The organism is Sphingomonas turrisvirgatae, from assembly GCF_001721295.1.
In the GTDB taxonomy this organism is placed as follows: Bacteria; Pseudomonadota; Alphaproteobacteria; order Sphingomonadales; family Sphingomonadaceae; genus Sphingomonas; species Sphingomonas turrisvirgatae.
In genome coordinates this window covers 1-26,835 of sequence record NZ_MDDS01000057.1, presented here as the reverse complement: position 1 = coordinate 26,835, position 26,835 = coordinate 1, and the positions used below count along the sequence as shown (strand labels likewise).

Below are 26,835 nucleotides of genomic sequence, written 5' to 3'. Positions count from 1 at the left end.
TTTGCCGGAGTGTTGCCGGTCGTACCGACGCCGTTCACCCGCGATTTAGCAGTTGATCATGCATCGCTTCACGCATTGGTGGACTATGCTGTGCGCTGCGGCGCAGGCGCGATCGTCTATCCCGGCGTGGCAAGCGAGGACGTTCAGCTGAATGACGTGGAACGGTGCGCCTCGATGCGCACGGTGGTCGAGGCTGCGGCCGGACGGATCGCAGTGGTTGGCGGCGTCAATGCCGCAGAGTTCGGCGACATGGTGGCAAATGCCAAATGGATGGCGAAAACCGGGGTGGCCGGAATAATGGCGATGGCCGTGCCGACCATGGCGGCGAAGGGCTATGCCAGCTGCTATCAGGAGCTGGCGGCAGCGACCGGCGGCCTTCCAATCATTCTGCAAAATCTGGTTAAGCCGCGCGGGGCTGACCTCTTGGTCGAGGAGATGCTGGACATCGCAGGTGCGGTGGATGCGGTTCGCTATGTAAAGGAGGAAGCGGTGCCGCCAGGGCCGAAGGTCGGTGCGCTGGTTGCAAGCGGAGCCGATGCGCTCGACGGTGTCATCGGCGGCGGGGGCGCCCGATTTTTGTTCGAGGAGCTTGAACGCGGCGTGATCGCGACGATGCCCGCGATGGAATTGCTCGAACTGCACGTCGCGATGCTGCGCGACTATGGCGAAGGGCGACGTGACGCAGCCTTCGAGCTATATCAGGCGAGCCTTCCCTTGCTGTTGCTTCAGGCGTCGTATCGTATGCGCCTGACCAAGTTGGTCCTGAAACATCGCGGCATCATCGCGACGGACGAAGTGCGCGAGCCACTTCCGCAACTCGATGAGGTGACGCGGCGACTGGTTTTGGAATACTTTATGCGGCTGCCGGTAAATGGAGTAAAATCGGATGGCTGAGCCTGTCGATCTGATCGAAATATTCGAATTTCGCCGCCCCAGCGATGACTCCTATATGGGCACGCTCGATGACCGCGACGTCGCGCTTGGCCAATATCATTTCGTCCGCCGGTTCAACGGTACTGTATATCCGACCGCAGATCGCTCGGTCGTCATCCGGATCGTCGACGCCAATGGCGCGGAAGGATGGGGCGAAACCTATGGGCTGGTCGCGCCGAAAATTGTCGCCGAGCTCGTCGGAGAATTGTTCGGGCCGCTGCTGGGTGCGCGCGCGCCCGAAAATCCGTCGGATTTCTGGGACGCTGCCTATGCGTTGCAGCGCAACCGCGGCTATTGGGGCGGTTATCTGGCGGACACGCTCGCCGCGCTCGATATTGCGCTGTGGGATTTGCATGCGCGGCGCCGGTGTGAAAGCCTGCAAGCCAGCCTCGGACGGGCGGGGGCAGGGCGATTGCCCTGCTATGTGTCCGGACTTGCCGGCGCGTCCACCGCGCAGCGCGTGGAGATGGGGCGCGAATGGCAGTGTCGCGGGTTCGACAGTGTTAAAATTCCGGTCAGCGCCACCGATAATGGCGATGTCGTCGGTGAAATCGCGGCGCTGAGGGCCGGCCTTGGCGCGGATCAGCGGATCGCGCTTGATCTGCACTGGACGCTGACTGCCAGCGAGACGCTGGCGCTCGACCGCGCGCTTGTTCCTCATCGCCCCTGGTTCCTTGAAGCGCCGACCGTGCCGGAGGACATTGCTGCCCAGCGCGGGATCGCGGATAAGGCGGTCCACTCGATCGCGCTTGGCGAAGAATGGCGGACCGAATGGGATTATCGCACACGGCTCGAATGCTGCCGCATCGTTCAGCCCGAAATGGGGCATAGCGGGATCACCCAGTTCATGCGCATCGCCGCGCTGGCCAATCGGCAGGGCGCGCAAATCATCCCGCACGCCACCATCGGCCTCGGCATCTTCATGGCGGCGAGCGTGCGCGCGTCGCTGGCGGCGGGCGCCAGCAGCCATGAGTTTCAACACACCATCTATCATCGCAACGGCGCGCTGCTCGATGGCATCGCAACGTGCGAGGCGGGGGCGTTCGACATCCCCGAGACGACGGGTCACGGCGTACGTCCGAATGCGCAGGCATTCGAGTTGATGACGCAGATTGGCATATGGCGGCGGGCGCGATGAGCGCTGTCTTCCCTGAACTTACCGGGCGGCATGTTCTGGTTTCGGGTGGTGCACAGGGCATTGGACGGGCGATCGTCCGTGGCTTTGCCGCCGCGCGTGCCCGGGTGACTGTGATCGACCGTAGCGAGACGGTACATGAGGATTTGCCCCCCGAGGCGGTCGCCCTGGTCTGTGACCTCACCGATGCCTATGCGACGGCACAGGTGGTTGCGCAGGCGATCGACGCGCGCGGGCCCGTGACCGTTCTGGTCAACAATGCGGGAAGCGACCGCCGCATTCCCGTCGACGATCTCAACCCGGATCTGTTTCGTGAGATGCTCGCGCTGAATCTTGACCATCATCTGCATCTTGCGCGGCTGGTCGCGCCCGGCATGCGGATTGCGCGCGGGGGGGCGATCGTGAATTTGAGCTCCACCGCCTTCATGAAGATTGCCGGCGACCTCGCCGCCTATCATGCCGCTAAGGCCGGGATCATCGGGCTGACGCGCGGTCTGGCCCGCGATCTGGGCAGAGCCAATATACGAGTCAATGCAATCGCGCCGGGGCGGGTATTCACCCAGCGCGCGCTGGACCAAGTCGACGAGGCATGGATTGCAGACACGCGAGCGATCCAATGCGTCCCACTGCTGATTCAGCCAGAAGACATCGCCGCCACCGCGCTGTGGCTAAGTTCGGACAGCGCGCGCGCAATAACCGCGCAAACCATCATCGTGGATGGCGGCGTTGTCTAAGGCTTTGGGTCGCGAGCAAGCGGTCCTTTGCTGCGCCTTACGGTAAGCCCTTTACACCAGCCATATATGACGTTTGCACTCGAACGATAAGCCCGATGATCGGTCTAAGGCTTGAGCTTGCCAACGGCCACTTATGTGACTGTCGCGATCGAGCAGATGGCGCAAGACAGCCAGCTTGGGCTGATCCCAATGGACTGCGCGGTCGTCTCGCTTGAACATCAGGCCGGCCGGTGTTGCGAAACGGCCATTGGCTAGAGTGCCGCATCCGTTCAATCTTGCCTCGATCATGCTCGCGCTTATTCCCGAGTCCGCGACATGGAGTCGTCGGAAACGCGAACGTTGCGCTCAGCATCGCTTCGAAAAGACTCGATCATCGTCGCGCTTTCAGTGATCGCCCGGAGGCACCGCACCGACCATGGCTGTCGCCGGATCGTTCGCGATCGTCGGAGGATCCATGGTCCAAACCAAGCTGCCCTAAGCCCGGTCTCGCATAGAACAAAGAGTAAAGGAGTGTGCAGCTCTCGCCCGGCGGCTTGCTAGCAGCCGGAGGTTGCGCGGGGGGGGGGGGCACGTTCGCACGGCTGCGCGACGTCAGTCTGCCCGTGCCCCCACAATGGGAAGTGGCGCTGCAACACCGAGCTTTCCTTCATTGTCAACTGTTGCGATGGTTAAGCCGGAAGCATTGCGCAGTTCAACATTCTCGATCGTTACGAAGGGCGAGTATGCAAGGCGCGTCTTTACCGAGACACCGCCCTTGCCCCGCGCGCGGATGACGTAGCTTGTCGCGCCGGGCAATGGATCGAAAGCGACCACGATGCCGCCATCGTAGCGTATGGCAAACGCGTTGGCAGGTGGGGGAAGTCCGGCATCGCCCTCCAGAGCTACCTTGCGCTCGGCAGTCCATTCGCTGTCGACGCTGCCGCGCACCAGCCTCCGGAGCTGGAAATAATGATCGGCCCCCGGCTTGATGGCCGGAACGCGAGTTGCACCGTGTGTTTCGATGAGGTGGGACCGGAGGTAATTGCCGGGTGCCACGCCATATCGGATCTCGTACCTGAAATCGCGAATGTCCGACGAAAAGCCGATATGGAATGCATCCTTGCGGCCGAACGTGTCCCAGATCACCGGGGGCAGTTCGTCCGGGCTGGTGCTCGCCTCGAGCCCGACTTGGGCCAGCGCGCTCGATCCTGCGCCGTTCAGGGCGCGAAGCTCGAGCCTGTACATCGTTTCCGGGGAGAGCTTCGCGATCTCGACAAAGTCGTTGATGGTCGGCGGGCTCTCGTGCCGCGTCCCGTCAGGGGCGATAGCGATCAGTTGATGTTCCGCGGCTGTGGGTGACGGCTCGAACGTCACGCGTATCGTATCGACGGACGTATGCACTGCCCGGACCTTGGGCGGCAGGGGAGCAACCACATCCTTGTTGGTCGAATGAACCCGGTAGCCCGACGGATCGAGCAGGTTGAGAGAAAGCCGGGCAAAGTTTGCGGTTGTCCTGATGGGAAGTTCGATTTGCGGGGCCCCGGGATCGAGTTCGGGAATAGGGACGATCCCGGCGGAAACCGCCTTCCCTTCGATGTCTTTCGCCACCCAGGCGAGCCGGTAATCCGCCATGGAATAGGAAGGGAATGTATCACGCCCCCGCGGCTTTATACGAGCCGTGTAAGAGCCCACGCCATTTTCGTCCAGTTCGAACGTTTCGACAGGAGCATAGAACCGCTGAATATCGTAAAAGGCCCGTTTCGGCTTGCGATAGGCGGTCAGCACGCCCCAGGTCCGGTTTTCGGAAAGAGGCGTCGTCCAGGTCGGCTTGCTGTCGATCCAGTTGCTGCGATAGTCTGAAAATGCGAAATACGACGTTCCGATGAGATAGGGAAATTTGCGCAGATCGGCCATCATGGCGGATGGGTCGATAAACGACAGGTTCGGATCTTCTGAATCGAGGCTCATCCCGATTTCGGAGAAAAATATCGGCTTACCCTCGTGGTATTTGTGAACCACCTCCAGACGCTCGGCATGGTCCTTGTATTTATTGAACATGACGATGTCCGAATATTGTGCCGGATCATTATCCTGAAAGTCCGCCGAAAAGGAGATGTACACTGCTAGACGCGTCGGATCGAGTTCGCGCGCATATTCGGTGGCGGCTTTGACGTATTCGTTAGCTTTGGGATTCTTCGTCAAGTCCCCGATTTCGTTGCCGACGCTCCACGCGATCACCGAAGGGTGGTTGTAATGATCGTCGATCAGCCGTTCGAGCCACTTACGGGGTAAGGGGTGATCCGGATCGACCAAGCGATCCTTGCCCCACAGACCGACTTCTTCGACCAGAAGGAACCCGACTTCATCCAGATAGCTCACATACTCCTTCGGCAGAACGGGGCCGGAAAGCCGGGCGAAGTTGGCACTCATGGATTTGAGAAGATCGACGTCTTCCTTGATCCGCGAGAGCGGCAGCGCGTTGCCTGAAAACCGGTCTTCGGGAACCATGTTCAACCCGACGAGACGCACCTTCTCGCCATTGAGATAAAGCGCCTCACCTCTCACCTCGACCTTGCGGATCCCGAAACGGTCCGAGACCGAGTGCGCCGGAGTCCCGTTTACCCGAAGGGTGGCCTCGATCGTGTAGAGGTTGGGGTCGTTGAAATGCCAGAGAGCCACCAGTTCCTTGGGCAATTCGATGGTCTGGTTGAAATTCGCGGTGTTTCCCGAAGCGATGCTGGCCAGGCTGGTGGCCGCAACCCGGTGAACGACCGCTCCTTCGCGAAGAATCTGCAAATCCACGCCCGCGGAAACGCTTTGAGGCCGATCATTGGTCACGGCCGTTCGGAACGCGACCGTCGCCCGACCGGTTTGAAGGTCGGGCATCGGCGTTACATAAACCTTCTCGATGCGCGTTTGTGGCGCGACCTCCAGGTATACCGGGCGCCTGATGCCCCCCCAGTTCCACACCGCGCCGCGATTGAAGCGGTTGCTCACGCGCACGGCAACGACGTTTTTGTGCCCCCGCGGAGCCAGATGCTCGTCCACATCGAAGCTGAACGGTATCCAGCCGAGGTTGTTTTCACCGAGCTTTCGGCCGTTCAACCAGATTTCCGAGTCATGATAGATGCTATCGAAAACGAGGCGCACATTCTGCCCGTCCCACGATCGATCGGTATCGAATGCAAAACGATACCAGGCATCGCCTGTGTAATCGTGATAGCGGTCGTAGGTGTCCCAAACCCCAGGAACGTCAATCTTGTCCCACGAGGTGTCGTCGTACCGCGCCGTCCAAAATCCCGCATCGACGCCTGCTCGATAAGGATCGATCGTGAAGGCCCATTTGCCGTGCAGGTCGACCACCTCGGTCGCTCGCGCGGCGGTGCCTTGCGGGTAAGCGGCATGGGGCATTGCAAACGCCGCCAGAAGCGCCAGCGTAGAAGCTACGAGATTTCGGAAGAGGCGAAGATCTTTCAGCGACATGCACTAGCTCCGAATAAACGAATGAGGTGCCGGTTCGCTGGGGTCGATGGCAAGCGCGTTTCCACCGGCACTCTGATCCCGGCCCCGATAGGCCTAGAAACGAAGGCGGATCGCCCCATCAAGGGGCGATCCGGCCAGTCAGAAATCGAGCGATAGGCTCAGGGCGTAGGACGGCCCATATTCCACGATGCTTCTCGTTGCGCTTTTGACGGTATTGTATTGCCGACGGCGTTCGTTGGTGAGGTTGATCGCCTCGAAGTTCACTTTCACCCGGTCAGTTACGTTCCAATAGGCGGTGAAAGACAGGTCGGCATAGGCATCGTCGTAGATGCCGGTCCCTTCGAAGCCCAGGCTGGTGAGATACTCGTCGCGCCAGTTATAGGCGGCCCGAAGTCCGACAGGGCCCTTTTCCCAGAAGGCGACGAGGTTGACATTATGCTTCGACAAGCCAGCGATCGGCAGGGTCGTGCCGAACGGGTCTTTGAAAGGCGTTGAACTGTCGATGTAGGAATAAGTCGCCATCGCACCCAGTCCATCAAGCGGGGATGGCAGCATCGAGAAGCTTTGCTGGTAAAGAGCTTCGAAGCCGCTGATGGTCCCACCATCACCGTTAATCTGCCGGGTGATCAGCGCCTGATTGGTCACGGCCCCGTCTTCGTTCAGGAATTCGGGCACCTGCTCAATATCGGACGAGCTGATGATGAAAGAATCGATGTTCTTCCTGAAGTAGGCAAGCGAAAGCAGTGAATCGCGCGCGAAGTAATATTCCAGCGAAATGTCAAACTGGTTGGCGCGGAAGGGCTCCAGTTCGGGCGATCCGCCCCGTCCGGTGCCGTTTGCGAAGATAAACAGATCGTTGCGGGCAGCGGCTGTATTGGGCCACGCCAGGACCTTTGCCGCGCCAATGCGGGCAATCAGGTTATCCGCCAGCTCGAACTTCGCGACGAACGAAGGAAGGAAATCGGATTGGTGAACATCTACGGCCAACGGTTCCGGTACGCCGTCTATAGTGATGGATCCCAAAGTCGTCAGATTTCGGTCGACATAACGAAGGCCGATATTTCCAGAAACGGGCATTGAGCCTAGGCTTATATTGTAATTCATTTTCGCATATGCCGAAATGAACTTGTCTTTGACTTTATTGACCCCGCTGGGAGCAGACGTATCGCAGCCTAACGTGCCGCCGCGACCACTTTCGAACGCGGTAACGACCGCGGGACTGGAGTGACCCCGGAAGAAATCTTCCATCGCGGTGCAGACGCCCGCCTTAACGCTCTCGTTCAATGTGATGTAGCTGCGCGTCAGACCCGAAGCTTCGCCGGCGAAAAAGTCCGGACTATCCCAAACCTCCAGAAACCCGGCATCCTGCAGCTCCGAGGCGGCAACACCTGGCCTTATATCGCGCTCGGTCCGCGTGAAGTTTGTTTCGATGGCGGAGAAGCGCGCCCCATACTCGAGCGTGAGTGCTTGACTGAGCTCGTGGTCGAAATCGAGGCGGAGCGCCAGCTCGTCCGTCGTATTCTTGCCGAACGTATCGAATACAACGTCCATTATCATCGAATCACGATCTTTTAGGGCATCGCCATTTATTCCGATAGCCGGAACGTCTTGCGTAAAGTCATAAGGTGTCAAAAACCTTCTCGTGTTGCTCATACGGAAGTAGTTCTGGTTGAATGAGCTTTCGGACATATTGCCAGACACTTCTGCCTTCACGTTCAGCCTGTCGTTGATGTCCCAATCGGCGGTCAGCGCGTGCGTGAAGATCTGGTTCGAGAACCTCCCGTACTCCACATTCGTCAGAAGCAGCGCATCAACTTCCCCGCTTACCAGCACTTCGTCCTCGTTCAGGACGGCATTTGTGTGGCGAGAGAGCGCCATCGTGTTCGATAGCCAGCGCCGTTCGCGGTCCGATTTCACATGGGAGAAAAGAGCGTCATAGGTGAGGCCGAACGAACCGCTCGGACTCCACTGCGCCACGAAGTTCAGACCGGCGCGGGTCTTGGCATCGTCGATCTGCCAAAACCGCGGATCGGAGTGATAGACACCCAGAACGCCATCGCCGTTAGGGTCAGGATCGAGTAATTGCCCATCCGGCCCGGTAACGGCGTTGCTAGCGTTGATGTCGGTGAAATTCAGACGATTGAGAAAGTCGAGACGGGCATAGCCGCTAAAGGTTTGGAACCCGTCTTCACGTATGGCCGCCTTGCCATATGTACCGCTGAGCTGCAGTCCGATCGTGTCGCTCGCGAACGTGTCGGAAACGAGAAACGAGCCCTTGCCTCCCAATTCGCCGGAAAGATCGTGATATTTGGCCTCGAGGCTGGCAGACCCCCGGAACCCCGATCTGTCGAGCGGCTTGGCAGTAATGATATTCACCACACCGCCAACACCGCCTTCGATCATGTCCGCCCCGGCTAGCTTCGTCACTTCCAGGCGGGAAACCAGCTCGGACGGAAGCATGGACAGGAGGCTGTAAGAGCCTGTGTCAATGGTGTCCGGCCCTCTGCTGCCCCGACCACCGGCATCGTTAATCTCGCGTCCGTTGACGAGGATGATGTTGTTGCGGAGCCCACGAATCGAGATGTTGGAACCTTCGCCAATGCCGCGATCGAGTTGCACGCCCGAAACCCTTTGAAGCGACTCCGCGATATTTGCGTCGGGCAGTTTGCCGATGTCCGTTGCGACAACCGCATCCACGAACTGATCGGTATTGCGCTTGATGTTTCTCGCGCCCGAAAGGCTATGCCGGATACCGGTCACCACGATCGAATTGTCCGTTTCGCTTCTCGCCTGCTGTTCCGGATCGCTGGGCGGCGCATCATCGGACTGCGCCAGGGCCGGAACGGAGGCTGCAGCCAGAGCACAGATCGAAGCGCCACGCATGAAGTAACGGACCGAAAGCGCGAAGCGCGTGGCTGTATGGCGATTCCCAAGATGGCGCATCTGACTCTCCCAAAAGCTGCATCAGCTCTCTTACGAGCCGCTTGCTGGTGAGAACCTACGCGCGCTTTGCTATTTTAGCAACAGTACAATGCTAGGGGCGCTATCGCACTGCGCTGGTCGGAACAGGAACTCCAGCCAGAGCACAGATCAAATCGCCAAGCGTGAAAGCGACGGATTATGCGCTACGAGCCTGCGGCGTGAAGCCATTCCCGAGATGATACATCTGACTCTCCCGAATGCGGCATCAGTCCTCTTTAGCCGATTGTAGCGCAGAAATTCTATGTTAACGTGCTAAAATAGCAACAGTGGGCAGGGTTTGGATTGCTTCGGGGAGTAAGAAGTTATCCCCATAAGTTCAGCTTCCGCTGACGACGCCAGGCCGCAGCCGCTGGAGTACAGCTAAGCTCGGCCAACCGCTTTACCCGGATCGCTCGAATCGCGTTCAAGTCTTGGAGGCGACAAATGCTGTCGCCGGGTTGAAGACATATTCAAGCTTTTAGCGTGCGCCAAACCCCTATGCGATGCCGGTGCCAGATGGATTCGAGGCTGAGGCGGCAGCGAGTGCACGCAGATAAACTTCACGCTCATCAGCTCGGCCATGCGGGTACGAATAGGAAAAGGATCGTTCGCATGCGGCGGTAGCGCGGCCCTGGCGCGCTTGTCTTACCCGATCAGGCAAATGCCGAGACGTGGTCTTTGCATCGGGCGGTGGGCCATCACTTTACCTGATAGGGCTTGCGATATTTGGCCTGTTGCACGCGCCGCAGGTAGAGATCGTCGTAAAATTGCTTCACAGTCGCTGCATAATCCGGAGACTGCTGCAGTATATTACTGACGTTTTTGGCATTCCACGCGTTCCAGAATTGTGCGAGCCGAGCTTGATCCTGCCTGCGGTGGCCCAGGAGATTATGACGCTCCTGCGAATCGCGCTTCATGTCGTAAAATGCGCAGCCGGTTTCGGGTAGCGTCTGGCGCAGATATTTTGCGTCCGGCGTGCGCACCGCCCACAAGTTGTCCGCTTCTTCCAGGCGCCAGAACAAGGCGGCATGGGCGAACCTCGCTTTGCGCCTGTAACGAAGGGTAGTAGGTCAATTCCCTCCAGCTTCCCGTTCGATCGGTCTGCACCGGCAAGTGCGGTCGCAGTTGCTGCGATGTCCAGTGCCGAAACGAGCCCATTCAGGGTCTGCCCGCCCGGAATGCGCTTTGCCAGTGAGCAATGAAAGGCACGCGGATCCCCCCTTCGAGCAAAGCGACCTTGCCCCGGCGAAACGGTGCATTGTCCGACCAGTCCGAAGTCGGCTGCCAGGCTTCAGGGTAGACGCCGCCATTGTCGGACAGAAAGAAGATCAGCGTGTTGTCATATTGGTTCGCTGCCTTCAGCGCGGCGACCAGCATGCCAATGCCTTCGTCCATCGCATCGATCATGGCGGCATAGACCCGACGTTCTGGATCGGCGATATGCTGATATTTATCGATGAATGATTTGGGTGCCTGTAGCGGGGTATGGGGCGCATTGTAAGACAGATAGACGAAGAACGGCTTACGCGACGCGGTTGAGACATAGCGTGCAGCGTCCCGGCTTAAGGCGGTCGTCAGATATTCGGTGAACGGAGTCGGCTTGGCGTTCCTGAGCAATGGTTCCCAATAGCCGTCGGCATGGATCGAAACCTCGCCCGGCATATACTGATGCCCCCCATCGAGAAAGCCATAGAAATAATCGAACCCGCGCCGGTTCGGCTGAAAAGGCGGGGCGGCACCCAAGTGTCACTTGCCAAAAGCGGCGGTTCGATATCCTGCTTTTTTTAGCCGGTCAGCAATCGTTACTTCACTCAACGGCAAGCCCATATATGGATCGTTTGGCGCAAAGCTGACGTTATTTTCCATCCCAAACCGGGCCTGATATCTTCCCGTCAGCAGTCCGGCGCGCGAGGGACGCAATAAGGATGCGTAACATAGCCATTGGAGAAGATTACGCCATTGGCCGCCAGCTTGTCCAGCGCCGGCGTCCGGATGTCGGTTTTCCCGGTAAAACCGACATCATTATAGCCTAGATCATCCGCCAGAATGACGATGATGTTCGGGCGCCTGTCGCGCGGTGCGTCCGGCCTGGCATATGCAGGCGACGCGCCGATCCATAGCGCAGCCATCGTCATGGCTCGGAACAGGGCCGTTCTTATCACGCGCTACTCCCGTATGTTTATGCGAATCTTCCCCGCGACGCTCGCCCACGCCATGGTGTCGATATAGGCACTCGAACAACCTCGTCCTAATTGCTTGACACAATGTCGACAATCGACATTTTAAGCGGGCGATGGCGGCCGCCAGCAAATGCGATGGAGAGCGAGCGTGAAGCGAGGCAGTTTTGCAATTCTGGCGTTGTTATCGTCGAGCGCGGGGATTTTGGACAACTCAGCCTTTGGCGAGCCCCGCAAGGCGGCTGCACCAGCGCAGGATATGTTGTTCGATTTCGAAGATGGCATGGTGCCATCGCTGCTTCAGGCCGCGAATGCCACCTTGTCGATCGAGAAATCTGGTCGGGAAACTGTCCTGCGCGCGGCGCTTCATTCGCGAGAGAACCTCTATACCTCGCTGAATTTCCGTCCGGAAAAACCATGGGATTGGCGCGGAGGAGAGGTCGTTGGGCTGGCCATGGAAATAGGTAATCCGGGCCGCGAATCGGTGCAAATCAACCTAGATATTGTCGATGGGCAGGGGCGCACTGCAACGCGCAGTACGGTCATTCCGGCGGGCGGCAGCGGCACTTACTATGCTCCATTGAAAGGGTCGGACCTTGAGCGCGACACCGGGTTGCGCGACGATCCCGACTACTGGCGCATGGCCGGCCGCAAATTTACCTGGATGTGGGGCACCAAGCAGCTCGACCTTTCCTCGATCCGCGAATTCAAGATTGGGTCGATCAGCCTCGCGACTGATCGGACGATCACGATCGACAAGGTTCGCATCGTCCGAAATCCCGTGATCGATCCCAACTATCTGAAGGGGATTGTCGATCGCTATGGCCAGGCGGCGAAAATAGACTTTGCCGGCAAGGTGAAATCCGATGCCGACTTGCGGGCGGCGGCGCGCGCCGAAGTTGCGCAGCTGCGTGGCGCGGCGCTGCCCGATCGCTCGCGCTACGGCGGCTGGAAAAATGGGCCCAAGCTCAAGGCGACCGGTTTCTTCCGCACCGAGAAGGTTGATGGTAAATGGGCGATGGTCGATCCCGAGGGATATCTCTACTTCGCCACCGGCATCGACAATATTCGCATGGCCAATCTGACGACCATGACCGGCTACGATTTCAGGCCGGGATCGGTGAAGCCGCGCGATGCGGACGACGTGACGCCCGAGGATTCCGCCGGCCTCTATCGGGTGCCGGATTCGGCATTGGCTGGCCGGTTCGTGGCGTCCCAGCTGCGGCGCGACATGTTCCAGTGGATTCCCGAATATAACGATCCGCTGGGCGACCATTTCGACTATCGCCGCGAGGGCCATTCCGGCCCGCTCGACAAGGGCGAAGCCTATAGCTTCTACCGCGCCAACCTGGAGCGGCGATACGGCCAGACCTCGCCCGCGTCCTATATGAAGGCTTGGCGAGATGTGACGACCAAGCGCATGATTGACTGGGGGTTCACCTCGTTCGGCAACTGGCTGGATCCTAGCTACTACGCCACGGCCCAGCTTCCCTATTTTGCCAACGGCTGGATCATCGGCAATTTCAAGACGGTGAGCAGCGGCGACGATTATTGGGCACCGCTACCCGATCCTTTCGACCCGCTTTTTGCCGAACGTGCCCGGGCCACCGCACGGTCGCTGGCTTCGGAGGTGCGGGGCAGTCCGTGGTGCGCCGGCATCTTCATCGACAATGAGAAGAGCTGGGGCCGCGTGGGCACGCCCCAAGGCCAATATGGCATCGTGATCAACACCTTATCGCGCAGCGCCTCCGACAGTCCAACCAAGGCCGTGTTCGTCAAGTTGTTGCGCAAGAAGTATGGCACCGTGGCCGCGCTGAACACGGCGTGGGGTGCAGACATCGCTTCCTGGGGCGCGCTGGCCAAGGGGGTGGTGCTGAAGGAGCATGGCGCCGCGCGACAGGCCGATTATGCGATGCTGCTCAAGGCATATGCGCGCGAATATTTCCGTGTCGTCGATGGCGCGCTCAATGAGGTGTTGCCCAAGCACCTCTATATGGGCGTGCGTTTTGCGACCTGGGGCATGACGCCGGAAGTCATCGAGGCGGCAAGCGAGTTCGTCGACATCATGAGCTACAACGAATATCGCGAGATCCCGCACGAAGGCGCGTGGAGCTTCCTTGCGAAGATCGACAAGCCCAGCTTGATCGGTGAATTCCACATGGGAGCGAGCGACGCCGGACTATATCACCCGGGCCTGATCCTCGCGTCCGACCAGAAAGATCGGGCCGCGCAATATGAGCGGTACATGGACGCCGTGATCGCCAATCCGTGGTTCGTCGGCGCGCACTGGTTCCAATATGTCGACTCACCCCTGACCGGCCGTTCCTATGACGGTGAAAACTACAATGTCGGCTTCGTGTCGGTCGCGGACGTGCCCTATCCCGAAATGGTCGCTGCGGCGAAGCGCATGAACGGGCGCCTCTATCCTGTCCGGTTCGGAAAGAAGGCGTTGAAATAGGAGGAGCAGCTCGGTCGGCCGGGCATCGTTTGACATTGATGAGTGGGGAGCAGGAACATGCAGCTTTCGATTGGAATCGCTGTCGCACTGATGGGTGCCGTCGCAGCGCAAGCTTCAAGTGAACAGATCATCAGCGATGCACAACGTCCGGTTTGGGGCAGCTATGGTGACATAAAGGTCAGCCGGCTGAGCGAACCAAAGGCACCGGGCGGCACATTGGTCCGCATTTCGGTGCCGCGTGCCGGTGCGAACTTCTGGGACAGTTCGGCGACAGGTGCGATCTCGAAGGCGGTTAAGAAAGGCGACATCGTGACCATCGGCTTCTTTGCGCGTTCGGGTGAGCCGGGCAAGCCGGCATGGGTCAACGCCGTCGTCGGAAGCGTGACGCCACCCTTCAAGGCCGCTGCGGTGGGTCGCGTGGAGCTTGATGACGAAATTCGGTTTCATTGCGTCGAAGGCATCTCGCCGGTTGATGTTGGCGACAAGCAAGGGCGTTTGACGCTTCACGTTGCCGGCGCAAAGCAAGTCGTCGATCTCGGCCCTTACATGGTTACGACGCGCGCGTCGGGCAGCGAGACGCAGCTGCCCTGCGCCGGCAAGGTCAAAAGCAGCGCGCAGGCCACCGACTAACTGCTCGCAATGCGTTGTCGACTGTCGACAAAATAATTGACTGCAGCCGGGCGCCCGATCTAGATGGCGTCGACAATCGACATTCGAGTCGTCGAGTGCTGTCAGATTGTCGGCCAGAATGTTATAAAATGGGGGAGGAAAATGATGCGATTTTCCAAAAATGATTTTCTGCACACGACCGCCGCGCTGACCCTGGCGATTGCCATTCATGGGAATGCCGCTTTTGCTCAGACCAGCGCACCTGCCCCGTCCGGCCCAGCCGCGACCGCCGACGACCAGGACGACGAGACGGTTGATCGCGAAGGCGACATCATTGTCACGGGTATTCGAGGCAGCATTAATCAGTCCATTGACGACAAGCGTCGTTCGGGTCAGATCGTCGATACGATCAATGCCGAAGACATTGGCAAGTCGACCGATCAGAACATCGCCGAGGCCCTGAATCGTATCTCTGGCGTCAGCGTCAACACGGTCGATGGCCAGGGGGCCACGATCTCAGTTCGCGGTGCGAACGCGGATCAGACTGTCGTCACGCTCAACGGTGTTGCCCTGGGCTCGACTGGCTTCTCGCAGGGTGTCGACCTTTCGGCTTACTCCGCTGACATTCTGGCGAAGGTAGAAGTGGTCAAAACCCCCTCGGCCGATGACGAGGAGGGGTCGCTCTCCGCGGTCGTCAACCTGATTACCCGCAAGCCGCTTGATCTGAAGCGAGACGTGCGGACCATCTCCTTGCAACAGCGCTACAATGGCCTGTCCAAGTCGTTCGATCACAAGATCTCGGGTACCATCTCGCAGCGTTTCTTCGAGGATCGCTTCGGCGTTATTGTCACCGCCTATGACGAAAAAACTTCGGTGCGTCGCGACCAGGTGGCTTTTTCCAACTACAATGCCTTTGGCACGAACTTCTACACCGACCAGAACGGCAAGGCGTTTGGCGCAGCCGACGCGATTGCAGCAGAGGCGACGCGGGCGGCGATGTTCAACCGGCCGAGCGCGTTCGCCGGCGTAGAAGGCGTCGCGGCGGGACGGGGCCCTTATGCCAACATCGCCTATGGACTCGCGCCGACCACGGCGGGTTATGAGATTTACGAGAACGAATATAGCAGGCGTGGTGCGGACGCGTCGATGCAGTGGCGCTTCTCCGATCGCACGTCGCTGACCCTGAACGGCACCTATAATCAGCAGAAATTTCGCGGCCAGATGACGGGTGTGTCCGTCAGCCAGTCGAACTTCGGGGGTCATATCGATGGCGTGCAGCAGCCGAATCTCGGCCTGACACCGAATTTTCTTGACCGTACATCCGTATACGACACGAACACCGTTCCTTATGGGGGAACTGTCCAGAATCCTGGTGACCCGGTCACCAACCCAGGACTGAACAATGGCTTGATGTGGACCGATCCGGTCCAGAACTGGCGTCTTCTCGACACTGATACTCGAACCTATTCGCAATATCTGAACCGCTTCTCGACTGGCAGCACCACGAATTCGGTCAACAACTACACCGTCGAGAATTATCTATTCAGCGCGGAATTCGAGCATGGCTTTACAGACCGGCTGAGAATGAGCGCGGGTGCCTCATTGGCCAAGTCCGAGCAGAAGCCCGAACGCAGCATCTACATGGTGGCAAACCGGAACCGCGTGGTCGGCCCATGGAACCTGCATCATGTCCCGGCGGACTATTTACAGCCCGCAGGCTATGATTGTTCAGGAAGCGCATGCCGTCTCGTCGGCGGCACATCCACCCCCAATCTTGGCCAAATCATCGACATTCGGGCCGACCAGAATGATTTGTGGGACAATGTTGGCCGTACCGGATTCAATCCGGACGACCTCAATTCGCACACGCTGTCGTATATCCAGTCCAGTGTGACACGGGTGAGTGACGAGCAGCGGGCGGCGTTTGCCGACTTCGACTGGGATGTCGACTTTGCCGGAATCAACAGTTTCGAATTCGGCGCCAAATATACGGAGCGCAAGAAGTTCGTCGATGCCCAGTCAGGCACGCCGCGCGCCAGCAGTCAGCTTGTCGAGGCGATTAGCCCGTTCACCGGACAAACGATCTTTGTGGATCCTGCCGCCATCTCGCTGATCTCCGCCGGCATTTTCTCCAGCGGCACCACCTCTGCCAACAATTTGCTGAGCGGTCTGGGCGTTCAGCGAGATCATATCAGCGACGGCTGGGCGACCTTTGATCCTGTCGCTGCTCTTCAGGCCGTGACCACGGGCGAGCGTGATTTTACGCTCGACCGCACTCAAACTCGCGGAGCCGAGTTCCGGAACATCGCCGCTTATATCAAGGCGAACTTCGCCTATTTCGAGGATCGCCTGAAGGGCGATATCGGGCTGCGCTATGTCCGCACAAAGCTTGACACAACCGGCTTTGCCGGCGCGAACTTTGCGTTCGACGCGCAGGGGCAAGGCCGGATCATCGATCCCATCGCGCTCAACACCCTGCGGAATTCGAACCAGGCTAACCGCTGTCCGGTGCTGAGCGAAACACCTTCGCCATTGGGTCGGGGTCCTTCGTCGGCATTTTGGACAGGTGCTGGGCCAGTCCCAACAGACTTCAACGACGGCCGGAATTACAATCTTACAAACTTCCAGGCGCGTAATCGACAGGCCCGTATCGACGGGCAGGGGACTTCGCCTGCAGTTCCTGGCGGTGTCTGCTATGATCCATTGCTTGAGCCTGGCGCAATTCCGGCTACATTCCTTGAGCGCAACTTGATCCGCTACTCGGATTTGTCGACCGAGCAATTCGGTACCATCGGTGGCCGGACGCTTTCCGACCGCAGCCGCGCGTCGATCGCGGCGGCAGATGCATATGATTACAATGTCTTCCTGCCGAGCCTCAATCTCAGCTTTTTGGCAACGGACAAGCTTATTGCCCGTTTCTCGGCATATCGTACAATGTCGCGACCGCCGATTGACGATCTACGCGCCGGCTTTCGCATGAGTGAAGGATCTGTCTTCGAAGGGACCACTCAGTTCCGCCCGACCTCGACGGTCGACCTCTATTCGGCGCAACTCAATCCGCTGAAGGCAAACAACATCGACATCGCAGTCGAATGGTATTTCAAGCGCGATGCGATGCTGTCCGCGAACCTCTTCTACAAAGACATCAGTGATCTGGTCGAAACGGTCGACCAGCGCTGGTTTATCGGCGATCTGCGAAGGATCGCTGCAGATCCGAACGGGGCGACAGTCGACGGCCTGAATTTTACTGACTCGACGGGCCGCACGACCGACCTTTTGCTGACGCCATCTTCGGATGTCTCAGCTGTGCCGGATGTCAGCCAGTGCATGCCACGTCGCTTGCAGGGTGAGGCAGTTCTGCAGCAGTCGACAAGCTGGCTTTATGGGGGAGACGGGCGTGCGCTGTGTAACGAATATAACGTTACGCGACGGCAAAATTCGGAGTCAGCGCGCGTAATGGGCGCCGAAGTGCAATATGTGCAAAGCTTCACCTTCTTGCCGGGTCTGCTATCTGGTCTCGGCATTGCGGCCAACTACACCTTCTCAAAATCCGAGTTCCAAGACTCCAAGTTCCCGATTCCCGGAACGCCCCGGCACTCCTACAACGTGACCGGATACTGGCAGAAGGCTGGCCATCAGCTTCGTCTGGCCTACGCAGGTAGCAGCGACTCGCTGGTTCAGCGATCCTTCTCTGGTGGTGCCTTGTGGCAGGAAGGCCGCCGCACGTTGGACTTCTCGGCAGCTTATCAGGTAACGCCCAAGTTCAGCTTCACCTTTGACGCAGCCAATATCACGGATGCGCCGGTACGGACCTATTTCACCAGTCGTATCATCCGGCTGCCTGATGCAACTGGCGCGATGGTCAACTTCGACGAAGGCTCAATCTATGAGGGCGCACCCAAGTCCCGCACTGTTCAGGAGTATAACACAGGCCGGATTTTCCGCTTCGGTGTGAGGGCGGAATTCTGATCGGGAGATCACACCTCTCTCCCTGAGCCTAGGCGCCGCGTTCCCCCGAACGCGGCGCCTTTCTTTGTCTGCGTCGCGCGGTAGGATGGCCGATATGGATGCTGTGCATTCTTCAGCGCGGGCGCCAACCCGTTTCCTGATTCTGGGCGGCGGAACCGCCGGCTGGATGGCGGCGCTCCTGCTCCAGCGCGCCTTTCCCAATGCCAGCCTCACCCTGCTTGAGTCTTCCGCGATAGGAACGATCGGCGTGGGCGAAGGCTCAACCCCTGCGCTCAAAAGCTTCTTCGATGCGGTCGGTATCGATGAGCATGCATGGATGCCCACCTGCGGCGCCACGTTCAAATCGGGAATTCGTTTCGACGACTGGTCGCGGGTTCCGGGGTTTGAAAGCTACTTCCATCCCTTTCTGACGCAGTTCGACCGCGATCACATCCGAGCGCTGGCTTATAACTCCGAATTGCGGCGGCGCGGGGTCGATGTCCACGCTCACCCCGATCTCTTCTGCTATTCCGCTTATCTGGCGGATCGCGCGCTGTGTCCGGTGCCGCCACATTCATTTCCGTTCGATGTGCAATATGGCTATCATTTCGACGCCAATCGGTTGGCAGCATTCATGAAGGCGAGCGCCCAAGCCCGCGGCGTCGTCTGCCGCGACGGGCTGGCGCGGCACGTCCGGCGGGACGAGCGCGGAGATGTCAGCGCAATCGAATTGGATGACGGCGCAACGATTGCCGCCGATTTCTTCATCGATTGTAGCGGATTCGCCTCGGTGATTACGAAGAATGCGCTCGGCATCTCCTACGAGACCTATGGTGATGCGCTGTTCAACGACCGGGCGGTCACCTTTGCCACGCCGCCAGTACCGGTGGCGGCCAGCCACACCACCGCAACCGCGCTTCCCTGCGGATGGGTGTGGCACATTCCCCAGCAGGAACGCACCGGTAACGGCTATGTCTATAGTTCCGCCCATCGCTCTGAAGATCAGGCAGCAAGCGAACTGGCAGCCCATCTGGGCGTGGCGGAGAATGCGATAACCCCGCGCACGCTGCGCTTCAGCACCGGGCGAGCGACGACGGTGTGGAACCGCAATACGCTGGCGGTCGGACTCGCGCAGGGGGTTCTTGAGCCGTTGGAAGCCACCGCGCTGGCGCTGGTACAACTCACGCTGGCCCGGTTTATTCGTTACTGGCGCGCAGGCCAGGGGAACGCGCGCTATGCCTCACAGCTGAACGACGAGATCGCGGACGCCTATGCCAACGTGAAGGATTATCTCCATACCCACTATTTGACGTCGAACCGCGACGACAGCGGCTATTGGCGAGCTTGTCGCGCGAACGGGTCCGCCATCTCGCCGCGGCTCAAGGCGGTGATCGAAACCTGGTTTAGCGGGGGCGACATAGCCCCGGTGCTTCACGAGACGGGGCTGGGTCGTCATTACAAGCTGAACTCATGGCTCTATTTACTGAGCGGGATGGGCATCTACCCTCGCGGGGTTGCGCTGACTCCCGCCAGTAGGGAGCAGCTGGACAAGGTGCCGCCGGCATCGATTCGTGATTTCTTCGAACGCTGCACGCTCAACCACCTGCCGCAGGCGGACGCGCTTGCGCGGTTGCGGGCGGGGTTGCCTGCCGAAGAAGGCGCTGCGGCGACCGATCCGGACCTGGCGCTCGAGCGAATGCTTGGGCTCGATTTTGCGGCAGCGTCGCCTCGGTGAGGACTGGCGCGTCAGCCGCCTTCGACCAGGCTATGGATCACTTGTTGATGCGAACGCGGAATGGCTGAGGTCTCTACATCAACCGCCCGCGCGACATTCTGGAGAAATTGGAGCAGGCCGGGCGCTTCGGCGCGTGGAATGGCAAATTGCGGGTAATCGAGCGCGAATCCCTGACCGATCAGCACCTGAAACCAGCTGTCATGCCCGAACAGCGCATGGTCCGGCAGATCGAACCAGCCGGTCTGTGCGAACGCCTGTAACTTGCGATCGAGCGACGGGGGGCGCTTTGCGTCGCGTCGCTCGGTCCAAAAAGGCTCATCGCGCTGATTGACGACATAATGCGCCGACAGGAAATCGCGAATCTCTTCCGTTTCCGCGCGCCACATCGCGTTGAAGCGGCCGCGATCATCGGGTTTTCCGGCATTGTCGAACAGCATCTGTTCCAGAAGCAGCGCATATTTCGAGATGAGATGGATGCTGGTCGATTCCAGCGGCTCCAAAAACCCGGCGGCCAAGCCTAGCGCAACACAATTTGCTTCCCACGGCTCTGCAAGCCGACCTGTTCGAAAGTCGATGCGTCGCGGCTGATTGATCGCTTCGCCCGCGACTTCGCTCATCAGCAAATCGGTCGCTTCGTCATCGCTCATATGGTCAGAGCTGTAGACGCAGCCATTGCCGGTGCGCGATTGCAGCTGAATTTCCCAACGCCAGCCAGCCCGATGCGCTACCGACCTTGTATAAGGATTGGGCGCCGTGCTCCGCGCGGTCTGGACGGCGATGGCGCGATCACAGGGAAGATAGGCGCGCCAGTCTTCGAACATGCCCCCCAGCGCCGCACGGCTCAGCACGCCTGTCAGCCCGGAGCAATCGATGAAGAAATCCGCCTCAATCAACTCGCCGTCCCCGGTTCGCAAGGCGGCAATGCCGCGTTCGCCGGTTTCCACAGCGACAATCTTGCTGGAGCGGTGAACAACGCCGTTGCGCAGCGCATTGGCCCGCAACTCGCGCGCCAGCAACGCCGCGTCAAAATGCAGCGCATAGCTCAGTTCGCACAACGGATAGTAGAGATGCTGCGCGGCACCTGCCGGCCGCTCGGCCACGCGGGCGAACCGGCCCTTTCGCGCAGCTGCCACGGCAGGCGTAAACGCATCGAGCGTGCGACTGGAAAAATAGGCGCCGCCTCCCAGCCATGCAGTGAAGAAATCATCCTCGCCCCGCGGCGTGCCGGTGGTGCCAAAACCGTGCATATAGGTCTCGCCCCGGCGCGACCAGCCTTCGAACTGAATGCCATATTTAAAGGTGGCCTGCGCCGCTTTCACCACTTCAGTGTCGGTCATGCCGACATGGTTCAGCAAATCATAGATTGTCGGGATAGTCGCTTCGCCGACGCCAATCGTCGGAATGTCCGCGGCGTCCACGACGGTCAACGATACGCCGTGCTCCGCCGACCGTTGAGCGAGGACGGCTGCGCAGGCCCAGCCCGCCGTTCCGCCGCCAAGGATGAGGATATTCTTTATATCCGGTGCCATACGGGGCCCTCCCGCCGAGCCGACTGATCGCGCTGTTATCTGTCGACAATCTGTCGGCAATCGAGGCCCTTGTAAAGCATTGCGACCGTATGGGCGAGCGGCAGCTCCGAAGCGGTGGATCGTGCCGCCGCGATCTTACTTCCGCCCGGCCGGCGACTTGCGGCGATAATAGCGGACATAATCGACCTTCATGCTGGTCCCGTCGATCTTGTCGGTCACGGGCCCCGCAATTTCCTGGTTGAGAATGGCCATGCTGAGCAGGATGTTCATCGCGCTGAAGCAAACATCATTGCGCTCGGTGTGATAGAGCTTCCCGTCGAGATACCATTTGAAATAATCTTCCGACCATTCGAAGCCGTAGGTGTGGTATTCGGCGGCGTGGTCCGCGATCGTCGCGGCATCGAACCGGTCGAGTTTGGCCCATTTGCCCTCATCCCAATATTCAAGCGTATAGTCCGTCATCAGATTCCGGTAGGTGCCGTTGCCGGCTGGCCAGCCATTCATGATCTGAACCGCGCCGACGATTTGCGCCTCGTCCCACTCGATCTCGAGCCATTTAGGACCGTGCTTGGATGAAACCCAGCGCGTCTCCAGGCGACCGTCGGCAGCGAAGGCCTCTCTGGACGGCAGTTGATAGAAGGTGCCGACCGTCGTTAGCCGGGCACCTGGCATGCGGGCGAGGTTCAACGCGGCCTCTTCGTGCCGAGCGTCCGCGGCAGGATAGCGCGCTGAGGGGGCCAGCACCCGGAACTCCTCGATATGGATCGACGCAGGATTGTCGGAGCGCAACCGGATCTTGCGGGTGGTTACGGGAGCCTTGAGCACGACCGAGTGCCCCCGCTTGCCCTGCAGCGTGTGGTGAAGCTGGTTATCCAGATGCTGCTCGCGGCCATCGGGCGCGCGCCAGGTGTCGGTCCAGTTGTGAATATTGGTGTTCATCACATTGGGGTAGTGACCCTCGTTGATGTCGATCTCACAAGCCTTCTGACCGGGCGGCGGCTTTATCTTGGGCCAGAGCCAGAATGAATTGTTGGTGCCATAGGCGCCGGCATATTTATACCGCGCCGCGTAATAGCCGTACCCGAACGTCCGCTTCGTCCAGATGCTTGCCGAGGACCAGACATGCGGGTCAGACGCCGACTTGCGGTTCTGCAGTTCGAGCACGCCGTTTTTCACTACCGCGTTCTTGCGCCAACGGCGGCCCTTCACCCATTCGCTTTCGAATTCGCCCTGCCGCGAGATCCATTTGCGGTCCAGATGCGCATCAGGATAGTCGAACTCGTCCGCCCAGGCGAGCTTCCACTCGGACTTGTCAAGGGGGGCGTCTCGATACGCCATGGGATTGTCGCGCATCGCGGCATAGGCAGCTAGCGTCGGCCCGGTCTTTTTCTCAGAGCCATTGGCATGCACGGCGATCGGCCAGGCCGCGGTCGTTGCAAGCATGAGCGCAATCCACAGCGCGCCTGACTTTCGGCTAATTCTTGACGACGAATCCATCCCGCCCCCTGTATGGCGATTATAGCAACGATCATAACCATCGCGTCAACTGTTGACAATAAGGAGTCGCGCAGGACAAGTCGGGGAGGGAGATGTAGATGATCGGTCTGCTTTTTGCGTGTCGTTGGCTGCGCGCAGTGATTGCATTAGCGCTTTGCGTTTCAGTTCCGGCATTCGCGCGGGACAGCGATGTGGCCCAAAAGGCAAAACCTAATATCGTTCTCCTGTTTGCGGACGACGCGGGCTATGGAGATTTTGGCTTTCAAGGCAGTCGCACGATGCACACGCCGCATCTCGATCGGTTGGCGCGCGAGGGCACGCGCTTTTCCCAAGCCTATGTCACCGACCCTACCTGTGGACCGTCGCGGGCGGGCCTGTTGACAGGCCGCTATCAGCAGCGTTTCGGCTTCGAGGAGAATAATGTCCCCGGCTATATGAGTGCTAACAGCAAGCTGGACGGGGCGGAAATGGGACTGCCTCTTGCCGAGCGTACGATTGCAGATCATCTGCGCGCGCGCGGTTATCGCACTGGTCTGTTGGGCAAATGGCATCAGGGGGACGCGGCGCGCTACCATCCCTTGCGACGTGGCTTTGATGAATTCTACGGCTTTCGCGGAGGATCCCGCAGCTACTGGCCCTATTCCGATCCCCTTCAGCCACCGCCTCAGAACAAAATGGAGCGAGGCTTCGGCAACTATCGCGAGCATGAAGGGTATCTCACGGATGCTCTGGCGATGGAAGCGGTGTCGTTCATCCGGCGCAATCGTGAGCGACCGTTCTTTTTGTTCGTGTCGTTCAACGCCGTGCACACCCCGATGGAGGCGTTACCCGAAGACCTCGCAGCCTTTCGGACCCTTTCGGGCGTCCGCAGGCTCGCGGCCGCACAGATGCTCGCGCTCGATCGGGCAAGCGGCGCAATCCTGACGGAGTTGATGGCAAGCGGTCTCGAGGGGGAAACGCTGGTCGTGTTCGCAAACGACAATGGCGGGGAAGTGCCCCATAACGGCTCGGTCAACTATCCGCTGGCCGGCACCAAGGCTACCTTTTTGGAAGGCGGGCTGCGGATCCCGATGCTGATGCGATGGCCCGGTCGCGTGGCGACGGGTCGGGTATATCATCAGCCCGTCAGCCTGCTCGATCTCCTGCCCACCTTCCTTGACGCCGCAGGCGGCGATCCATCTGCCATTCCCGGTCTTGATGGGACATCGCTGCTTCCTTATCTCACCGGCAACAAGGCGGGACGGCCGCATCGGACATTGTTCTGGAAGCGAGGCGCGCGCGCCGCAATCCGTGACGATGACTGGAAGCTGCTGCGGCATTCGGATCGTCCGGCCGAGTTGTTCGATCTGCGCCGCGATGTCGGGGAGCAGCGGGACCTTGCCAGCCGACGACCGGACATCCTGAGGATGCTGTTCCGGAAGCTATTTGCCTGGGAAACGAAGCTGGAGCGACCGCTCTGGATGTTGCGCGGCGAATATGACCGATCCGATATCGAGTGGATGGACCATTATCGCACGCCTTCGGAGACCTGGCATGGGCTTGATTCCATACAAACAACAGATGCTCGCGCGGACTGACGCGTTCTTTCGTTTGCCAGTGAGTGGCGCATGGACGGCCTAAGCTGCAAGCAACGGGGTAGAGCAGCCGGACCGAGCCGAGATCTGTGCCTCTGATTTAGGCTTCATCGCGGTGCCTGCCGGGCCACATTCGGTCATGCCGAACTCTTGAATTCAGAAGGAGTGTCTCAATGAACAGCGTTATACCGCGCCGGCGATGCCTGGCGATGACGGCGGGCGGGCTTGTTGCCGGACTGATTGGAGGCTCGCGGGCAGTGGAGGCTGAGCCTCAAAACAGGATTGAGCGTCTCGATAGCCGCCTCGACGCCGTCCTTGGAACCTCACCGACCTGTGAAGTGATCGGTCGCGGCTTCGCATGGGCCGAGGGACCGACCTGGGACCAGAAACGCCGTCGTCTCTATTTTTCCGACATTCCGCCCAACAAGATGATGTCGTGGAAATCAGGCTCCGGCATATCGGTCTGGCGATCACCCGCAGGGGCCGGGGGTGCCGGCCCAGGTGCAAACCCGGGAACCAATGGCCTGCTCTATCTGCCCGGTGAAGATGCCCTGCTGGTGTGCGACCAGGACACGCGTTCGATCCTCAAATATGCGCTGGGACGGCCGGCGGCACCGGATGTGGTTGTGCGTGGCGCCGCCGGGGCGGCGTTCAACAGCCCCAATGATCTGGTCATGGCAAGCGATGGGCGGCTGTTTTTCACCGATCCGCCGTTCGGCCTCGATGGAGGACTGAAGTCGATTGCGCGTATGCGCTCCGTGAACGGCGTTTATTGTCGCGCCCCCTCGGGACAGATCGCTCTAATTGACGGTACGCTGGTGGCTCCCAACGGCATCGGCCTGTCGCCGGGCGACCAGCACCTTTACGTTTCCGTGTCCGACGCAGCCAGTCCGTGGATCGTGCGCTATGCGCGAGCGGGATCGGGGTGGCTGCGCGACCAGAGCACCTGGTTTGACATGTCGCGCTTTTTGGCAGGCAATACACCGGGCGCCCCGGACGGCATGGCGATAGCTTCCAACGGGATCGTCTTTGCAACAGCGCCGGGGGGCGTCGCGATCCTGACACCCGAGGCACAATTGCTGGGGATGATCCGTACCGGACGGGCGACCGGAAATTGCTGCTTCGGCGAGGGCGGATCAACGCTGTTCATCACATCGGACGACATCCTGCTGCGCGTGCGAACCAAAGTGAGCGGACTAGGGTTTCGGACATTGTAGACAGTTGACGAACGACGGCGAGTCGATCATGCAAGGGTCAGGCGATCCAACAATGATAATCTGGAGAGAGTAATGCTGGGGACAGGTCGGCTCAGCCGCGCTGCTGCGCTATTGGTTTCGTCTGCATTCGTGATGGCTGCTTCGGCTGCACCATCCGAGCGCCTGGTGGAAGGCTTCGAGGGCCGGACCGGTCCGATTAAGACCAGCAATGCCTCTGCAGAAATCGTTGTCGCGGCCGGGGCGACCCAGGGGCGCAAGGGGCTGCGCTTGCGGTTCGAGCCGCGCGATGAAGACATGGTCACGGTTCCCCTTTCGATCCCTGCGGAGGTGAACGCGATGGGCGATACCAACCTGGCGCTCGACGTGACCAACCCAAGCGGCGTGTCGATCCATCTGTTCGTGACGCTGATCACCGATGACGGCACGCGCCAGCGCGCCAGCGGCGTGATTGGCGCTGGCAAGACCGAAACGCTTTACACCGTGCTGACGGGATATGAGGCGAAGGTGGAAACTGGCCTTCGTGAGATCCCCCCTTCTTGGAAGACGCCCGACCAAAAGCTGATCGGCGGTCACAGCGGTGGCCCACTCGAGCCATCGAAGATCCGGCAGATCGAGTTCAGCACCCAGGCCAACCCGGTTGCGCGCGAGATCGTCGTCGACAACATTCGAGTGCGTGCCAATCCGCCGGCCGACGCCTTCTTCCTTGCAGATATCGTCGACCGCTTCGGTCAAGCCGCGAAGAAACAGTATCCGGTCAAGATTTCAAGCGAAGCCGAGCTTCGCGCCAAGGCGCAGCAGGAAATGGGGGTGCTGGCGGCCTCAAAAGGGGCTCCAGGCCGGTCCAGATGGGGCGGGTGGGCCGATGG

Annotated in this window: 16 protein-coding genes and 1 pseudogene; 10 read left to right on the top strand and 7 right to left on the bottom strand. The window is 59.7% G+C overall.

What is annotated here, in order from left to right:
• The first annotated feature begins 9 nt into the window (after nucleotides 1-9).
• The 3 genes from BFL28_RS15925 to BFL28_RS15915 are packed head-to-tail and all read left to right on the top strand — an operon-like array spanning nucleotide 10 to nucleotide 2,802.
• The gene (locus tag BFL28_RS15925; RefSeq protein WP_158011668.1) at nucleotides 10-894 is read left to right on the top strand and encodes a dihydrodipicolinate synthase family protein; all 885 of its coding nucleotides are present in this window, start codon (nucleotides 10-12) and stop codon (nucleotides 892-894) included.
• Complete coding sequence (locus tag BFL28_RS15920; protein ID WP_069321507.1) at nucleotides 887-2,071, top strand: mandelate racemase/muconate lactonizing enzyme family protein; 1,185 nt, start codon at nucleotides 887-889, stop codon at nucleotides 2,069-2,071. The genes BFL28_RS15925 and BFL28_RS15920 overlap by 8 nt, the downstream gene beginning before the upstream one ends.
• The gene (locus BFL28_RS15915; protein WP_206599134.1) at nucleotides 2,053-2,802 is read left to right on the top strand and encodes an SDR family NAD(P)-dependent oxidoreductase; all 750 of its coding nucleotides are present in this window, start codon (nucleotides 2,053-2,055) and stop codon (nucleotides 2,800-2,802) included. The genes BFL28_RS15920 and BFL28_RS15915 overlap by 19 nt, the downstream gene beginning before the upstream one ends.
• Before the next feature lie 591 nt (nucleotides 2,803-3,393).
• Here BFL28_RS15915 and BFL28_RS15910 read toward each other — a convergent pair.
• The 5 genes and pseudogenes from BFL28_RS15910 to BFL28_RS21590 all read right to left on the bottom strand — a co-directional run bounded on the left by BFL28_RS15910 (nucleotide 3,394) and on the right by BFL28_RS21590 (nucleotide 11,772).
• Nucleotides 3,394-6,264, bottom strand: a complete 2,871-nt coding sequence (locus BFL28_RS15910) for a glycoside hydrolase family 2 protein (RefSeq protein WP_079247210.1) — start codon at nucleotides 6,262-6,264, stop codon at nucleotides 3,394-3,396.
• Nucleotides 6,265-6,402: 138 nt separating this feature from the next.
• On the bottom strand, nucleotides 6,403-9,207 hold the full coding sequence (locus BFL28_RS15905) for a TonB-dependent receptor (protein WP_069321505.1): 2,805 nt from the start codon (nucleotides 9,205-9,207) through the stop codon (nucleotides 6,403-6,405).
• Between the two features lie 716 nt (nucleotides 9,208-9,923).
• Nucleotides 9,924-10,247 (bottom strand): hypothetical protein, encoded by a 324-nt coding sequence (locus BFL28_RS21335; RefSeq protein ID WP_206599133.1) that lies wholly within the window; start codon nucleotides 10,245-10,247, stop codon nucleotides 9,924-9,926.
• Nucleotides 10,248-10,383: 136 nt separating this feature from the next.
• A pseudogene (locus BFL28_RS21595) lies at nucleotides 10,384-11,354 on the bottom strand (sulfatase-like hydrolase/transferase).
• Between the two features lie 262 nt (nucleotides 11,355-11,616).
• Nucleotides 11,617-11,772 (bottom strand): hypothetical protein, encoded by a 156-nt coding sequence (locus tag BFL28_RS21590; RefSeq protein ID WP_241527371.1) that lies wholly within the window; start codon nucleotides 11,770-11,772, stop codon nucleotides 11,617-11,619.
• Between BFL28_RS21590 and BFL28_RS15895 the strand changes: the two genes are divergently transcribed.
• The 4 genes from BFL28_RS15895 (at nucleotide 11,722) to BFL28_RS15880 (ending at nucleotide 20,152) form a co-directional block, all read left to right on the top strand.
• Nucleotides 11,722-13,860: a hypothetical protein gene (locus BFL28_RS15895; protein WP_241527368.1), complete on the top strand. Its 2,139-nt coding sequence runs from the start codon at nucleotides 11,722-11,724 to the stop codon at nucleotides 13,858-13,860. The genes BFL28_RS21590 and BFL28_RS15895 overlap by 51 nt on opposite strands.
• 57 nt (nucleotides 13,861-13,917) lie before the next feature.
• Nucleotides 13,918-14,490 carry a hypothetical protein gene (locus tag BFL28_RS15890; protein ID WP_069321503.1) on the top strand — a complete coding sequence of 191 codons (573 nt, stop codon included), beginning with the start codon at nucleotides 13,918-13,920 and terminating at the stop codon, nucleotides 14,488-14,490.
• 144 nt (nucleotides 14,491-14,634) lie between these two features.
• On the top strand, nucleotides 14,635-18,438 hold the full coding sequence (locus BFL28_RS15885) for a TonB-dependent receptor (protein ID WP_079247225.1): 3,804 nt from the start codon (nucleotides 14,635-14,637) through the stop codon (nucleotides 18,436-18,438).
• Nucleotides 18,439-18,523: 85 nt separating this feature from the next.
• Nucleotides 18,524-20,152, top strand: coding sequence for a tryptophan halogenase family protein (locus BFL28_RS15880; RefSeq protein ID WP_206599128.1), 1,629 nt, complete (start codon nucleotides 18,524-18,526; stop codon nucleotides 20,150-20,152).
• Between the two features lie 11 nt (nucleotides 20,153-20,163).
• Here BFL28_RS15880 and BFL28_RS15875 read toward each other — a convergent pair whose 3' ends face one another.
• Both BFL28_RS15875 and BFL28_RS15870 read right to left on the bottom strand, forming a co-directional pair.
• Nucleotides 20,164-21,681, bottom strand: a complete 1,518-nt coding sequence (locus BFL28_RS15875; protein WP_069321502.1) for a tryptophan halogenase family protein — start codon at nucleotides 21,679-21,681, stop codon at nucleotides 20,164-20,166.
• A 135-nt stretch (nucleotides 21,682-21,816) separates the two neighbouring features.
• Nucleotides 21,817-23,124 (bottom strand): family 16 glycosylhydrolase, encoded by a 1,308-nt coding sequence (locus BFL28_RS15870; protein ID WP_173655778.1) that lies wholly within the window; start codon nucleotides 23,122-23,124, stop codon nucleotides 21,817-21,819.
• A gap of 152 nt (nucleotides 23,125-23,276) precedes the next feature.
• Between BFL28_RS15870 and BFL28_RS15865 the strand changes: the two genes are divergently transcribed.
• From BFL28_RS15865 to BFL28_RS15855, 3 genes are all read left to right on the top strand, one after another.
• Complete coding sequence (locus BFL28_RS15865) at nucleotides 23,277-24,755, top strand: sulfatase-like hydrolase/transferase (protein WP_069321501.1); 1,479 nt, start codon at nucleotides 23,277-23,279, stop codon at nucleotides 24,753-24,755.
• A 206-nt stretch (nucleotides 24,756-24,961) separates the two neighbouring features.
• Entirely contained in the window at nucleotides 24,962-25,969 is a 1,008-nt protein-coding gene (locus BFL28_RS15860) for an SMP-30/gluconolactonase/LRE family protein (RefSeq protein WP_158011667.1), read from the top strand.
• 72 nt (nucleotides 25,970-26,041) lie between these two features.
• The coding region (locus tag BFL28_RS15855) for a hypothetical protein (RefSeq protein WP_206599127.1) at nucleotides 26,042-26,835 on the top strand (794 nt) is incomplete at its 3' end.